The 14749-nt window shown below is 53.8% G+C and carries 16 protein-coding genes; 9 read left to right on the forward strand and 7 right to left on the reverse strand.

The annotated features are described in order from the left end of the window. Window positions 1-383 precede the first annotated feature (383 nt). Window positions 384-476, reverse strand: a complete 93-nt coding sequence (gene yncL, locus ABLV66_RS11510; protein ID WP_064571558.1) for a stress response membrane protein YncL — start codon at window positions 474-476, stop codon at window positions 384-386. 192 nt (window positions 477-668) lie between these two features. On the opposite strand from yncL, the gene ABLV66_RS11515 reads away from it, so the two are divergent. Both ABLV66_RS11515 and ABLV66_RS11520 read left to right on the forward strand, forming a co-directional pair. Next, window positions 669-842 (forward strand): GhoT/OrtT family toxin, encoded by a 174-nt coding sequence (locus ABLV66_RS11515; RefSeq protein WP_015366412.1) that lies wholly within the window; start codon window positions 669-671, stop codon window positions 840-842. Window positions 843-917: 75 nt separating this feature from the next. Then, a complete protein-coding gene (locus ABLV66_RS11520) occupies window positions 918-1667 on the forward strand; it encodes an alpha/beta fold hydrolase (protein WP_348876694.1) in 750 nt (249 codons plus the stop codon). 15 nt (window positions 1668-1682) lie between these two features. Here ABLV66_RS11520 and ABLV66_RS11525 read toward each other — a convergent pair whose 3' ends face one another. Together ABLV66_RS11525 and ABLV66_RS11530 are read right to left on the reverse strand one after the other, a co-directional pair. Then, window positions 1683-3116 (reverse strand): aldehyde dehydrogenase, encoded by a 1434-nt coding sequence (locus tag ABLV66_RS11525; protein WP_047079088.1) that lies wholly within the window; start codon window positions 3114-3116, stop codon window positions 1683-1685. A 188-nt stretch (window positions 3117-3304) separates the two neighbouring features. After that, entirely contained in the window at window positions 3305-3973 is a 669-nt protein-coding gene (locus tag ABLV66_RS11530; protein WP_348876692.1) for a hypothetical protein, read from the reverse strand. 233 nt (window positions 3974-4206) lie between these two features. Between ABLV66_RS11530 and ABLV66_RS11535 the strand changes: the two genes are divergently transcribed. Together ABLV66_RS11535 and ABLV66_RS11540 are read left to right on the forward strand one after the other, a co-directional pair. Further along, entirely contained in the window at window positions 4207-5805 is a 1599-nt protein-coding gene (locus ABLV66_RS11535) for an ABC transporter substrate-binding protein (protein ID WP_348876690.1), read from the forward strand. Window positions 5806-5822: 17 nt separating this feature from the next. Next, window positions 5823-6056: a YdcY family protein gene (locus tag ABLV66_RS11540; protein WP_047048747.1), complete on the forward strand. Its 234-nt coding sequence runs from the start codon at window positions 5823-5825 to the stop codon at window positions 6054-6056. Between the two features lie 8 nt (window positions 6057-6064). Here the strand turns inward: ABLV66_RS11540 and ABLV66_RS11545 are convergent, their stop codons facing one another. Together ABLV66_RS11545 and ABLV66_RS11550 are read right to left on the reverse strand one after the other, a co-directional pair. Further along, complete coding sequence (locus ABLV66_RS11545) at window positions 6065-6514, reverse strand: DMT family transporter (RefSeq protein WP_063416020.1); 450 nt, start codon at window positions 6512-6514, stop codon at window positions 6065-6067. Next, window positions 6511-7029, reverse strand: coding sequence for a GNAT family N-acetyltransferase (locus ABLV66_RS11550; protein ID WP_063416018.1), 519 nt, complete (start codon window positions 7027-7029; stop codon window positions 6511-6513). Before ABLV66_RS11550 ends, ABLV66_RS11545 begins: the two co-directional genes overlap by 4 nt. 159 nt (window positions 7030-7188) lie before the next feature. On the opposite strand from ABLV66_RS11550, the gene ABLV66_RS11555 reads away from it, so the two are divergent. The 3 genes from ABLV66_RS11555 (at window position 7189) to ABLV66_RS11565 (ending at window position 9311) form a co-directional block, all read left to right on the forward strand. After that, window positions 7189-7764 carry a helix-turn-helix domain-containing protein gene (locus ABLV66_RS11555; protein ID WP_015366420.1) on the forward strand — a complete coding sequence of 192 codons (576 nt, stop codon included), beginning with the start codon at window positions 7189-7191 and terminating at the stop codon, window positions 7762-7764. Between the two features lie 65 nt (window positions 7765-7829). Next, window positions 7830-8867 carry an NADPH-dependent curcumin/dihydrocurcumin reductase gene (gene curA, locus ABLV66_RS11560; protein ID WP_316422359.1) on the forward strand — a complete coding sequence of 346 codons (1038 nt, stop codon included), beginning with the start codon at window positions 7830-7832 and terminating at the stop codon, window positions 8865-8867. Window positions 8868-9017: 150 nt separating this feature from the next. Further along, window positions 9018-9311, forward strand: a complete 294-nt coding sequence (locus ABLV66_RS11565; RefSeq protein ID WP_316422358.1) for a DUF406 domain-containing protein — start codon at window positions 9018-9020, stop codon at window positions 9309-9311. 72 nt (window positions 9312-9383) lie between these two features. On the opposite strand, the gene pqqU is transcribed toward ABLV66_RS11565, so the two are convergent. Next, a complete protein-coding gene (pqqU, locus tag ABLV66_RS11570) occupies window positions 9384-11495 on the reverse strand; it encodes a TonB-dependent receptor PqqU (RefSeq protein WP_348876688.1) in 2112 nt (703 codons plus the stop codon). Between the two features lie 264 nt (window positions 11496-11759). Here pqqU and yncE point away from each other — a divergent pair, with 264 nt between their 5' ends. After that, entirely contained in the window at window positions 11760-12821 is a 1062-nt protein-coding gene (gene yncE, locus ABLV66_RS11575) for a 7-bladed beta-propeller protein YncE (protein WP_316422355.1), read from the forward strand. Window positions 12822-12960: 139 nt separating this feature from the next. Continuing rightward, a complete protein-coding gene (locus ABLV66_RS11580) occupies window positions 12961-13182 on the forward strand; it encodes a YgdI/YgdR family lipoprotein (protein ID WP_015366425.1) in 222 nt (73 codons plus the stop codon). A gap of 51 nt (window positions 13183-13233) precedes the next feature. Here ABLV66_RS11580 and ansP read toward each other — a convergent pair whose 3' ends face one another. Further along, entirely contained in the window at window positions 13234-14691 is a 1458-nt protein-coding gene (gene ansP, locus ABLV66_RS11585) for an L-asparagine permease (RefSeq protein WP_045382500.1), read from the reverse strand. Window positions 14692-14749: the final 58 nt, after the last annotated feature.

The raw sequence follows: 14749 nt of genomic DNA on the forward strand, positions 1-14749 counted from the left end.
ACGGGACAGTTGTTATCGTGTAGGCGATTTGACTTTTTCGCCTCGCTCATGAGAAAATTTTACATAATTTGTTATTCTGACGTTGAATCGGTTTTGAAAAAGCTAGCATTTATCCTGTTACTCATCGGCGTAAGCGCAATGCTTTACGACAATCTCCCTGCCCAGCGAATTCGCGGTTGTGAAAGCCTGGGGGCAACTGAGGGGGTTTGTACAGCGGTCGAGTGGGATACCGAAAAGCTGAATTTCTTGCCGTCATATAACCCGGAAAGTCTTAAGACTATTGTAGTGCTTCAACAGAAAGCCGACGGGAAACGCGCGACAATTAAATCATAAAAAAAGCAGCCGTTGAGGCTGCTTTTTTAGGTTTAGTTGCTGAAAAATTACTAAAACCAACCAAAACGAACGGATAACAGGCTAATAAGCGCAAGCGCTGCGCCGACATTAATCAGAATTACGGTTTTGCTGGAAACATCCATAACGCCACCTTTATGAGTAAGCCCCTACATTTATAGTCGGTGGCGTAGAGTTGCGCTATCGGACAACACTGAATCAACCGTTTTTCCATGGTCTTTGCAGTTGCTTGTTTTGTGAAGTATTGATCTCTGACGTACTAAGTGGTGCGGGACAGGATAACGCGTGTTGCGCGATGTCTGACAGGGAAGGAAAAAATGACTTTATACCAGAAGATGCTGGTTTTTTATGCCGTAATGGGCTGTATTTGTGCGTTGATAAGCTGGTTTTTAACTAAGGAAAGCCGCTGCATTCGGCTGCTGGCAGCGCTGTTGATTGGTGCGACATGGCCGTTCAGCTTTCCTATGGCACTGCTGGTTTCACTTTTCTGAACAACAGAAATGGCTGGCCTAATTATCTTGATGGCTGTATATAAATACAGTTAAAAATAATAAGGATGCCATCTGATGAACAGCTTCTATTCGCATTTAGCCGGCGCAACGGTCCGTTGGTTTGATTTCCAAGGCCAGGGGGACCCTATTGTGTTCATTCATGGGTTAGGTTGCGCCTCTTCATACGATTACCCGCCAGTGGTTTCTAACCCTATATTGAATGGGCGCCGGGCCTTACTAATTGATCTTCCAGGCTATGGTTACAGCGATAAACCGCTTCAATTTGGCTACCGAATTGCTGACCAGGCTGCGGTCGTTGTGGAGTGGCTGAACAAATTGCAGGTCAGCCGCTGCATTCTCTACGGCCATAGTATGGGGGGCAGTGTGGTTATTGAGGCAGCGCAGCGGCTGGGCAAACGCGTTGAGGCCTTAATTGTCGCCGAGCCCAATCTCTATGCTGGTGGGGGATTCTATAGCTGTAAAATCGCCGGGCAGACGGAAGATGATTTTATCGCCAACGGCTATCAGTCGATGCTGGCGGCAGAAACGTCCCCATGGAAAGGTTGCCTACAAAATAGCGCACCGTGGGCGTTATGGCGGGGAGCTACCAGCCTGGTAGTAGGCGCTTCTCCCTCGTGGTTTGAGCGTTTTATTCACCTGCAATGCCGTAAAACGCTTATCTACGGTAGTTTATCGCTACCCTCACAGGAAGCGGAAGACGTCGAAACTGCGGGTATCGCATTGGCTGTCATACCACAGGCGGGGCATTCGATGGCATGGGAAAACCCGGCCGCGCTGGCGCGCGCGATTGCCGGGCTGGTCTGAAAGCATCGCGGGAAATCAGAATGGTAATTCGCGTGGCCGAGTTTGCATGGTTATCCAGCGAAGCTCGGTGAATTCAGCGATCCCGGCGCGCCCGCCAAAGCGGCCATAGCCGGACGATTTACAGCCTCCGAACGGCATCTGCGCTTCATCATGTACGGTAGGGCCGTTAATATGGCAAATACCGGTTTGCAGGTTTTGCGCTACATTCCAGGCGCGGGCGCTATCGCGGCTATAAACCGCTGCCGCCAGCCCGTACTCGCTATCGTTCGCGACGGCCAGAGCCTCTTCCTCGCCGTTAACCCGGATCACCGATTTGACCGGGCCAAAAGATTCCTCATGCCATATTCGCATTTCACGCGTCACGCCATCCAGCAGGGTGGCGCGCATCTGCGTCGACTCCGCTTTTCCACCGCAGAGTAAATGTGCGCCTTTACTTAGCGCATCATCAATCAACGCGTTGCAGCGTTGTACCGTTTTCAAATCGACCACCGGGCCGAGAAGCGTAGAAGGTAGTGCGGAAGCGCGTTGGCTGATTAATGCGACGAACTCATCCGCGATGCTCTCATCGACAATAATGCGTTCGGTGGACATACAAATCTGTCCGGCGTTGGCAAAAGCGCCGAAAATCGCGCCCGCCGCTGCCTGCTGCAGATCGGCATCATCCAGTACCAGTAGAGGCGCTTTGCCGCCCAGCTCCAGTATCGCAGGCTTAAGGTGTTCTCCACAGGTGCGGGCAATAATGCGCCCAACCGGGGTCGACCCGGTAAAATTGACGCGTCTTATGGCGGGGTGAGCTATCAGCGTCTCCACCAGCGCAGGCGCATCGGCTGGCGAGCAGGTAAGATAATTCACTACTCCATCGGGAAATCCTGCCGCCGCGAGGGCATCGACGATTAAGCTTTGCGTCGCCGGTGAGAGTTCCGAGCCCTTAAGGATAACCGTATTGCCACAGGCCAGCGGCGTGGCGATGGCACGGGTCGCCAGAATGAGCGGCGCATTCCACGGCGCCATAGCCAGCACCACGCCGGCCCCCTGACGTACGCCCATCGCCAGATTGCCGGCCACGTTGGAGGGAATAATTTGACCTTCGATTTGCGTGGTTAAGGCCGCGGCTTCACGCAAAATATCTGCCGCCAGGTGTACATTGAATCCGGCCCAGTGCGCTGTCGCGCCGGTCTCCGCCGCCATAGTAGCGATAAATTTCGCCTCTCTACGCTGCATTTGCTCGGCGGCTTCCAACAACAGCCGGCGACGTTCGGAGGGGATGGTGTCGCGCCATGAGGGGAATGCGGCGGCGGCTGCTTCTGCGCAGCGACGAGCGTCATTGATGCTCGCCGCTGCGGCGGTAGAGGCTATCTCGCTATGTTGCGGATAACGGCGAGTGAAAGTGGCGTGACCTTCGGCATCGTGCCAGCGGCCGCCGCTATATAAGCTGCAGGTTATTGTCATTAGCGTAACCTCATTGGTCTGCGGAGCGTCGAGTCTACCGCCTTACCTCATTGCGTAGCGGCGAAAGGGCGGTTATCGCACAATTTTTTTGCAGATTTCTCAGCGGGTCACAACTTAGTACAATAATGAGAACGGCGAACATGGGCCGCAGCAAACACAATCTATTCGCCACAGCCCACAGAGGATAGTTAATGTAATGGCTGTTCCTGTAGCGCGTCAGAATATTGTTTTAGTCTTTTAATTTTATCTTTTAAAATCCAGCTTAACTCGGAAATATTCATTTTTATTTCGTCAATATCGACCGAACTGCCTTCCACGAAGGCAGGCGTTGTGCCGACGACGCCGCTCGCCAACGCTTTATTTGTTTCACAGCGATAGCCGATCTCATAAAGCCTATCGCTTAGCTTTTTCTCAAAAGCGTTGAGATTGTCATAAGCCCTGAGATAGTCCGTAATTTGCGCGGCGGTATGCAATATATAAAATCGTGATTTCACGGCCGGCGTTTTATCAAGATCAATAGCAATTGAGTCGTCGGGAACGAATAGATTAACGGTGGGTACTGCCGCCGCTGGCGAACGTCGGGTTACATCATAAATCCCTCCATCGTCGGCCTGTAAGGCGGCGTGATGCGTTGCGACCAGAAAACAGCCCGGCCAGTAGTTTATCTCCCAGCCCAGCAGCATTTTTCCACCGACCTGTTCGATCGCCGCGCTGACGTTCCAGTAGGCGTTTCCCTCGGGCCCCGGTTTATCAATAACCGGGAGATAGATTGGACTGGCGCCAGGATTCAACTCTTCGGCAAATTGCAACAACCGCGGATCGTTGAGGGTGATAGGCTGATAAATCGAATTCGTCATGTAACGCTCCTTTGACTGAAATGGGACAATGCGGCACGCGATTGGATCTTAGTCGTAAATAATCATTTTGTCGTACCGGTGCGGGAGTCGCTGATGATAGTGACGTTAAGCAAAGCAAACAGCGCTAACCTTATGAGTTAAAGTGTGAATCTAATAGCGATTCATTATTTGCTGGTTGTATTCCGCTATGCTGTTATTAGTAGGCATATAACAAATTTATAAGGTTTATAACCATGTCTACAGGGAAATCACTACTTGCGCTTGCCCTAAGCGCGCTGTTACCGGCCGGCGCCGCGTGGGCGGCATCCAACGACACGCTGGTCTACTGCTCGGAAGCCTCGCCGGAATCCTTTAACCCGCAAATCGCCAGCTCTGGCCCTTCTTTCGTTGCCAGCTCACAGGTGCTCTATAACCGCCTGATTACCTTCGACCCGCTTAAAAACACGCCGATTCCGTCGCTGGCGACCGAATGGAAAGTGTCTCCGGATGGTAAAACCTGGACCTTTACGCTGCGTAAAGGCGTGCAGTTCAACAGCAATAAATACTTTAAGCCGACCCGCGATTTCACTGCGGATGATGTGCTGTTCTCGGTGCTGCGCCAGCAGGATCCGCAGCATCCTTATCACAACGTGTCGCAGGGCAATTATGAATATTTCCACGACGTCGGTCTTGATAAGCTGATTAAAGAAGTGAAGAAGATCGATGATTATCACGTTCAGTTTGTGCTGAGCGAGCCCAACGCGGCGTTTCTTGCCGACTGGGGAATGGACTTCGCTTCGATTCTTTCTGCGGAATATGCCGATGCGATGCTGAAAAAAGGAACGCCGGAATACGTCGATAGCTGGCCTATCGGTACCGGCCCTTATGCGCTCCAGCAGTACAAAGTGGATTCACAAATCCGCTATATTGCCAACCCGCACTATTGGGAAGGCGAGGTGCCGACTAAGCATCTGATCTTCTCGATTACGCCGAACGTTGAGACTCGTCTGGCTAAGCTGCAGACCAATGAATGCCAGATTATTCCCGCACCATCGCCGGTACAGTTCCCGGTGATTAAAGGGAATAAAGATCTGGCGCTACACGCGGTGGAAGCGTTGAACGTGGGGTATCTGGCATTTAATACTGAAAAGAAACCGTTTGATAACGTGCTGGTACGTCAGGCGCTGAACTACGCCACCGACAAACAGGCGATTGTGAAAGCGGTCTTCCTTGATTCCGGCAACGTGGCGAAATCGCCGATCCCGGCCAATATGCTCGGTTACAAGAAGGATTTACCGGATTACGACTACAATCCGCAGAAGGCGAAAGAGCTGCTTAAGCAGGCGGGATTGGAGCAGGGCGCAGAAGTGACCCTATGGTCGATGCCGGTACAGCGTCCGTATAACCCGAACTCGAAGCGTGTCGCTGAAATGATTCAGAACGACTGGAGCAAAGTCGGCATTAAAGCGAAAATCGTTAGCTATGAGTGGGGCGAATACCTTTCCGGGATGCGCAAGGGCGAGCATGATAGCGCGCTGTTTGGCTGGATGTCCGATAACGGCGACCCGGACAACTTCGCCGGCACGCTGCTGAGCTGTGATAATATCAAAACTGGCTCTAACGTGGCGCGCTGGTGCGATAAGTCCTATGATGCGCTGGTGAAAAAAGCGCTTCTGCTAAGCGATCCGCAGGCGCGCGCCAAACTTTACCAACAGGCTCAGGAAATTTTCTATCAGCAGGCGCCATGGATCACGCTGGCGACGGGTAAAACTTTCTACGCCACCCGCAGCAACGTCAGCGGCTACAGCGTGAGTCTGATGGGAAGCGATTTTTCCAAAGCGAAGCTGAATTGATCAAAAAGGAGAGCAGGATGGCCCATCTGGACGATGTCATTGCCAGGGTCGATGAGACCATTGCCGGGGGCGTGATTAGCCATATGAACGAGCTACTGATTGCGTTAAGCGATGATGCTGAACTGGGCCGTGAAGAACGCTATACCCAGCAGCAGCGCCTGCGCACGGCGATAGCCCATCACGGGCGTCAACATCATGAAGATCAGGAAGCGCGCCGCGAACAGTTAACCAAAGGCGGCGAGATCCTTTAAGGGTGACGTCAAAACTGGCGTCTGGCGACCAGCCAGGCGCCGACCACCAGCATCGCCGCCCCGCATACTGGCCCGATTAACGCCCTAATCGGCACGCCGTGGGCGCGAATCAAATCAATAATCAATCCGCCTACCAGCTGACTGGCCACCAGTACCGCAATGGTCGTCGCCGCCCCTACGTTTTGATAACCGCTGATGCTGGCGAAGACGAAAAACGAACCCAGCAGGCCGGGGATGAGGGTCCACCATTTGATATTCAGCGCCAGTTCCTGAAAACCTGCCGCGCCGTGGCGCAATAGCAAAATAGTCACAAAAATAACAATTCCCACCAGCGAATTGAGCAACATGGCGATAAGAATCGTCGAGGCGGATTGGGTAATGCGGACCATCAGGGTGTTTTGCAACACCAGACCGACACCCGCCGCTATCAGGCAGGCAAGGGTGAGCGACTGATTCATGCCTCGCCGTCCGGAACCAGGCGATCGTCGAGCTGCAGCTGCATAAAGGTCAGATCCAGCCAGCGGCCGAATTTAGTCCCCACCTGCGGCATCTGCCCGCTGGTGATAAATCCCAGGGTTTCATGAAGATGCAACGAAGCGTGATTGCGGGATTCAATTCCGGCCACCATCACATGTTTGTGCAGACGCCGCGCTTCAGCGATAAGCGCGACTAACAACTTGCGGCCGATTCCCTTACCTTGATGATCGGGATGGACGTACACCGAATGTTCAACGGTATGGCGGAAACCGTCAAATGCGCGCCAGTCGCCGAACGAGGAGTACCCGGTAATCACGCCGTTTTCTTCACTCACCAGCACCGGATAACCGGCAATCTGCCGGGCTTCAAACCAGGCAATACGGTTATCGGTATCGACGGTTTTGTCATTCCAGATGGCAGCGGTATGCAGTACGGCGTGATTATAGATTTCGGCGATCGCCGCGCAATCGTCTTTACTGGCATGGCGGATGGACATAGAAAGCCTCAAAGTCTGTACACTATAGTAGTACGGTATTATTACAATAATGAACGGCAGGCTGTCATCAGTTTTAGCAATAAATTTTACACAGAACGCGCAGTGTCGGGGATAGCGGACAGTTGTGTAATACGGTGGTGCGCACTATATTGTTACGCCATGAATACTATAGAAGACAACCTCAACCAGCGCATTAGCGCACGCATTCGTATCGAACGCGAGTCCCGCGGCTGGTCGTTGAGCGATTTGGCTGAACGCGCCGGGGCCTCGCGGGCAATGGTGCATAAAATTGAACGTGGCGAGAGTAGCCCCACCGCGGCGATGCTGGGCCGTCTCTCTGGCGCGTTTGGCATCAGTATGTCGACGTTAATTGCGCGTGCAGAGATGCAGGAGGGCAAGCTTTTGCGCTTTGCCAACCAGCCGGTGTGGCGCGATCCGCAAAGCCACTATTTGCGCCGGCACGTCTCGCCGCGTAGCGATCTGCCGATCGACCTGGTGCAAATAGAGTTGCCGGCTGGCAGCGATGTACCGATGCCCGCTTCTTCGTACGCGCTGGCGCGACAGCTCATCTGGCTACAGCAGGGTGAGTTAGTTTTTGTTGAAGGGAATACTCGCCATCAGATGCAGGCGGGGGATTGTCTGGAACTGGGGCCGCCCAACGATTGCCGGTTTATCAATGAGTCCAGCGAGACTTGCGTCTATCTGGTGGTACGCCTGAATCAATCCGGCTCATAATGTTAAAGCGCGTTAAGCATAAAACGGCTAGCCTCAGTACAGGCCGTTAACAAGAGGAGTTTGCTATGACCGCTAATCCACAACGCCACCACCGCTGGATATTGGCTTCACGCCCGCACGGTGAACCTACCGCCGAAAATTTCAGACTGGAAGAGGGCGATCTGCCGACGCCGGGGGCGAACCAGATCCTGCTGCGGACTATTTATTTGTCACTCGACCCTTATATGCGCGGACGGATGAGCGATGCGCCTTCTTATTCGCCACCGGTGGACATTGGCGCGGTGATGGTCGGGGGGACGGTAAGCCGTGTGGTGAGCTCTAATCACCCTGATTTTAAACCCGGTGAGTGGGTGCTTGGCTATAGTGGCTGGCAGGATTATGCGCTTTCCGATGGTAGCGATTTAGTTAAGCTCGGTGACAATCCTGAACACCCTTCCTGGGCGCTGGGGGTGTTAGGTATGCCGGGATTTACCGCTTATATGGGGCTGCTGGACATCGGCCAGCCGAAAGCGGGCGAAACGCTGGTGGTAGCGGCGGCAACCGGGCCGGTGGGGGCCACCGTCGGGCAGATTGGCAAACTTAAGGGTTGCCGCACCGTCGGCATTGCCGGCGGCGCCGAGAAATGTCGTTATGCGGTAGAGACGTTAGGCTTCGATGTTTGTCTTGATCACCGCGCTGCGGATTTCAGCCAGCAGCTGGCGCAGGCGTGTCCGCAGGGAATCGATGTCTATTATGAGAACGTCGGCGGTAAAGTCTTTGATGCGGTTCTGCCGTTGCTGAATACCGCGGCGCGGGTCCCCGTGTGCGGATTGGTTAGCGGCTATAACGCCACCTCGCTGCCGGATGGACCGGATCGGCTGCCGCTGCTGATGGCGACGATCCTTAAAAAACGTATTCGTATGCAGGGCTTTATCATCGGCCAGGATTACGGCCATCGCATTGCCGAGTTCCAGCAGCAAATGGGGCGCTGGGTACAGGAAGGTAAAATCAAATATCGCGAGCAGCAGATTGATGGCCTGGCGCAGGCGCCGCAGGCGCTGATTGGCCTGCTGAAGGGAGAAAACTTCGGCAAAGTGGTGATTAACGTCGCAGCGGACGAGTAACGTCACCGCCTTCTCTAACGCCCCCGAAGACGCGTGCGGGGGCGCTTTCGCCGCCTTTAACCAACAAAATGACTAATCCATACTTTTATTAATGGTTTGCTTTTCCGCGAGCGGCTTTTTATCCTTAAGGAAACTTAAGAGGTTAATGCGATGAAAGATGTAGTTGATAAATGCAGTACCAAAGGCTGCGCCATTGATGTTGGCACCATTATCGATAACGAAGACTGCGTTTACCGGGTCGAGAAATTTTTCCCTACCCGTGAAGAGGCGGAGTCCGCGGTAGCGGCCATTCGCGAACGCGCCGTTGCCGCCGCCAGCGAAACGCCGTCCGTAGATTACACGATTGAGCAGGTGGGTAATGAGGCGAAACTGGACGCGGCGGTGAATTTCTCCTGCCAGGCGGAAAAAATTATTTTCGAATTGTCCTTGAGAAGCGCGTTCTAACAGACTGCGGTGGAATCAAAAAGGGATCCCTATTGGGATCCCTTTTTTATCATCACCCATCGGCGGGCGTAGTTACTCGAAACGCCAGGCGAGATTCATACCGATGCCGAAGTTACGGCCCGGCGCTGGTTCGTAATAACGACCATTGGATTCGTTGACAATCACTGAGCCCGCGTAATTACGGTCAAACAGGTTATCGACGCGACCGAACAGATCCATATCCATTTTCCCGTAGCTCCACTTATAGCCGGTGGTCAGGCCAACCACGGTCCACGATGGCGCTTTGGCGGTGTTGGCGTCGTTGGCCATAATGTCGCCCATATAACGGATATCGCTCCCTGCGTACCAACCCTGTTCCGGCTGGTAGCCGAAAGAGGCATAGCCCATATTGCGGGCGATGCCCGGAATGCGGTTGCCGTTGCAGTCTGACGAACCGCAAACGTTCGTGCGATAGGTGGCATCGAGCCAGGTCCATGCCGCTTTTAATTTCCAGCTATCGCCAAACTGCTGGTCGAGGCCAAGTTCCATTCCCTGACGACGGGTTTTACCGGCGTTTTTATAGCTGGTGCGGCCGCCGCTGCTGGAGTCGACCACAATCTCATTGTCGGTATCGGTCTGGAACAGCGCGGCGGTGAACAGTCCGTTGCCTATCCGCGTTTTGCTGCCAATTTCCACGGTTTCATTTGTGGAGGGTTTAAGATCGAAGTTTAATCCGCTCTGATTGCCGGAACGATACGAGAGTTCATTGATTGTCGGCGTTTCAAAACCGCGCCCGGCGGAAAGATAGATATTCCAGGCATCCGTGACGGCATATTTCAATGAACCGGCTGGCAGCCATTTGTGGTAGCTGGCATCGCCGCTATCGTCGCCGTTACCCGGAGTGACGTAATAGTCGTTAGAGTCAAACCACACCGAACTGTAGCGGACGCCAGCGTCTAGGGTCAGTTTCTGCGTCAACTGCCACTGGGTTTGCAGGTACGGATCCAGGTTCCACATCAGATTGCGTTCATTACGGCGCAGGTCGCCCTGTTCGCCGTATTGCGGCGCGCCGTTCACCAGAACGTAGTTTTCATAGCCCTTACGTCGTTCGCTCATGTTTTCGTAATCAAGACCGGTGGTAAAGGTCACTGGCACCAGTAATTCACCGCGGTGGGTCCAGCGGGTGTCGATCCCCTGATAATGGCGAGTTAAATCGATGACGCCCCCGGAATGCGAGGGCTTCAGCTGCGGCGCCATCGGGATTGATTGGTACTGAGTGGTTTCGCGCTCGCCGGCGTACATCATCACGCTCAGATCGTCCTGCTGGCTAAGCTGGCGTTCGTAGCGTAACCCGGCCTGGGTCTGTTTCACCGTTTTACGCGTGTTGTATTGATCGCCGCGCGGCGATTGGCGCGGATTATTCTGCCACTCCTCGTAGCTCAATCCGCCCGGGTCATTAGCTTTGATATCCACGCTATTGAATAGCAATGTTAATTTACTGACGTCGTTAATCCGCACGCCTAATTTGGCGTTGGCGAGATTTTTACGCGCGCCGCTGTGATCGCGAGAACCATGAGTGGTGAAACGGTTGGTCGATACCGTGTAGTCGACATCACCTGCCTGGCTACCGTCGCCGACGGCGCCGGTAGCTTTCAGTCCGTAATGCCAGGTACCGAAGCTGCCGTAGTAGCTGCTGGCCTCGATGGTCGGCGGCTGGCTGCCGGTTTGGGTATTGACGTTAATTACGCCGCCGGAAGAGTTGCCATAGAGCGCGGAAAAAGGTCCGCGTAACACTTCCAGGCTATCGATACTGCCGATATCGATATTCGATGTCTGCCCCTGGCCATCGGGCATGGTGGCAGGGATACCGTCTACATATAGCCGCAGGCCACGGACGCCGTAGGTGGAGCGGGAACCGAAACCACGAATCGACAACTGCAAATCCTGAGCATAGTTTTGCCGGTTTTGTACCTGCAAACCGGGTACCGCGCCGAGCGATTCCGAGAGGTTAATTCGCGGGGCGGCCTGACGCATATCATCGCCATTCACTACGCTGACGGCGGCAGGGGTATCCAGTTCGGAAACCGAGGTAGGCGTCGCCGTGACGACCATGGTTTGTTCGTCGTTGGTGCTGGCGTGCACGTTGGCGACGAGAGGGAGTAATAAAGCGGGGAGCGCGACCGTGCGCATGGCAATAATCTTCATCAGAGCGACTCGCAAAGAGAAACGTACCAAATGGAATATATGTATATATGTTACACCGTTTGTAAATTCTTTGAAAAGAATTAACTAACCGGTCGTTAAGTAATGGCAAGTAAAGGTGATTCTTTTAACCAAAAAAGGCAATTAACGCTCCACATTACGATAAATAATGATTACTATTCTCATTTACAAAAAGAGTGAAGTTAACCTTCACGCTGTGGAAGCCATCTCTAACCAGTAATTAATTGTTCTATAAAGGGAATCGTTATGTCATTACGTCAGTTATCCGCGCCGCGTCTGCGTCGTTCTCTGTTATTAACGTCGTTACTGTTGGCAGGCAGCTTCAGCGCCCACGCCGCCGAGGAGCTCCTGCGCAAAGCGGTCGGTAAAGGCGCGTACGAAATGGCGTATAGCCAGCAGGAAAATGCGCTGTGGGTTGCCACCTCGCAAAGCCGTTCGCTGGATAAGGGCGGTATCGTCTATCGTCTGGATCCGACCACGCTCGACATCACCCAGGTTATTCATAACGACCTGAAACCGTTCGGCGCCACCATCAATAACACCACCCAGACGTTGTGGTTTGGCAACACCGTTGATAGCAGCGTGACCGCAATAGATGCCAAAACCAGCGCGGTGAAAGGGCGACTGGTGCTCGATCACCGTAAACGTAGTGATACCGTGCGCCCGCTGCAGCCGCGTGAGCTGGTGGTGAATGAGAAAACCAATACCGTGTATATCTCCGGGCTGGGTAAAGAGAGCGTGATTTGGGTGGTGGATGGCGACAAGCTGACGCTGAAAGATACCATTGCCAATACCGGCGCGATGGCCACCGGGCTGGCGCTCGATGCTGACGCTAAACGTCTTTACACCACCAATGCCGATGGCGAACTGCTGACTATCGATACCGATAGCAATAAGATCCTCTCGCGTAAGAAGCTGCAGGATGACGGTAAGGAGCATTTCTACCTGAACCTGAGTCTGGATACAGCCGGTCACCGCGCTTTCATTACCGACAGCAAGCAGCCGGAAATGCTGGTGGTGGATATTCGTGACGGGAAAGTGCTGCAAAAAATCGCCGCGCCGGAATCTTTAGCGGTGCTGTTTAACCCGGCCCGCAACGAAGTCTACGTCACCCATCGCAAAGCGGGTGAAGTCAGCGTCATTGATGCTAAGACCTATAAGGTTGTCAAAACCTTCAAAACGCCGACCTTCCCGAATAGCCTGGCGCTGTCCGCCGATGGAAAAACGCTGTTTGTTAGCGTGAAGCAGGAGTCAACTCGTCAGAAAGAGGCCACCGCGCCGGACGACGTAATCCGCATTGCCCTGTAATCCCCAGGGAGGGGGCGACCCCTCCTTACTCCGGGTCTCATCCTCTGTTACAAACCGCTATTAGCCTGATTACTATAAAGGTTATACACTTACTTTTTCCCGCGCGCGGCGGGAGAGTGGTAATCATTCTGGAGAAATTATGAAAAAGCCATATATGGTGATCTGCGCGGCGGCAATGCTGGCGCTTCTGGCAGGCTGCAGCTCTAATTACGTCATGACGACAAAAAGTGGGCAAACTATTGTGACCCACGGCAAACCGCAGTTGGATAAAGAGACCGGCATGACCAGCTATATTGATGAGTCTGGCAACAAACGCGAAATCAACAGCAGCGACGTTGCTCAACTGGTGGAAGATAATTAATTTTTCGGTGACGGTTTGCCCGCTGAGGGGCAAACCGTTATGGAAAAGCGCTTAGCGTTTTTCAACGCCCGGCGCCGTGCTGTGAACATCAGCCACGCGTTTACGTACGCCGAACCAGCCTGCGACCAGCAGCACCGCCAGCAGCGGAATGGACCCGATGGTATAGGTGCCGTTCGGGTAGTCAAATGCCATCAACACCAGTACGCTCAGCAAGAACAGCAGCGTTAGCCATGAAGTAAATGGCGCGCCCGGCATTTTGAAGCTCACATCCGCCGCTTTGCCTTCCTTGATAGCCTTACGCAGACGCATCTGGCAGATCACGATAAAGCCCCATGAAGCGATAATCCCCAGGGATGCGACGTTAAGCACGATCTCAAATACCTGCGACGGCACCAGATAGTTGAGGAAAACCCCCACCACGTAGACTGCCAGCGTCGCGAGGATCCCGGCGTAAGGGACGTGATGGCGGCTCATCTTCGACATAAACTTCGGCGCTGAACCTCCCATCGACATCGAACGCAGAATTCGCCCGGTGCAGTACAGGCCTGAGTTCAGGCTGGAGAGGGCGGCCGTTAATACCACGATGTTCATCACGCTACCGATGTATGGTACGCCGAGCTTCGAGAAGAAGGTGACGAACGGGCTTTGCCCTGCCTGATAGGCGTTCCACGGCAGCAGCAGCACCAATAGCACGACGGAACCGACGTAGAACAGGCCGATACGCCAGATCACGCTGTTAATCGCTTTCGGTACCATGGTTTCCGGGTCTTTACATTCGCCCGCCGCGGTACCCACCAGCTCGATGGAAGCGAAGGCGAAGACTACGCCCTGAACTAGCACCAGTGCCGGCAACAGACCGTGGGGGAAGAAACCGCCGTTGTCGGTAATCAGATGGAAGCCGGTGGCATTGCCATCGAGCGGTTTTCCGGTACCGAGGAAAATCGTGCCGACTACCAGGAATGCGACAATAGCCAGTACTTTTACCAACGCGAACCAGAACTCCATCTCAGCGAACCATTTCACACCGATCATATTCATGGTGCCGACGATCGCCAGCGCGCCAAGAGCGAAGACCCACTGCGGAACATCGCCGAAAGCGCCCCAATAATGCATATACAAGGCGACGGCGGTGATATCGACGATACCGGTCATTGCCCAGTTAACGAAATACATCCAGCCGGCGACGTAGGCGGCTTTTTCACCGAGGAATTCACGAGCGTAAGAGACGAAACTACCGCTGGAGGGGCGATGGAGAACCAGTTCGCCGAGGGCGCGAAGGATGAAGAAGGAGAAGATACCGCAAACCAGATAAACCAGCGCCAGCGCCGGACCCGCCATTTGTAAACGCGCCCCGGCGCCGAGGAACAGACCGGTACCGATGGCGCCGCCAATGGCGATCATCTGTACCTGACGGTTGCCCATTGCTTTGTGGTAACCCGATTCGTGCGAGTTGAGCCAGTGGCGTTTCGCGGCATGATGTTCCGCCGCGTCAGTGTGTTTGTTATTCATTGATGTACCCATTTTCCTGTCAATGTCCATGAGTGGTTGTCGTATCGCGCAGCGGCGA

Origin of the sequence: Klebsiella sp. CN_Kp073, from assembly GCF_040065495.2 — a bacterium.
In the GTDB taxonomy this organism is placed as follows: domain Bacteria; phylum Pseudomonadota; class Gammaproteobacteria; order Enterobacterales; family Enterobacteriaceae; genus Klebsiella; species Klebsiella aerogenes.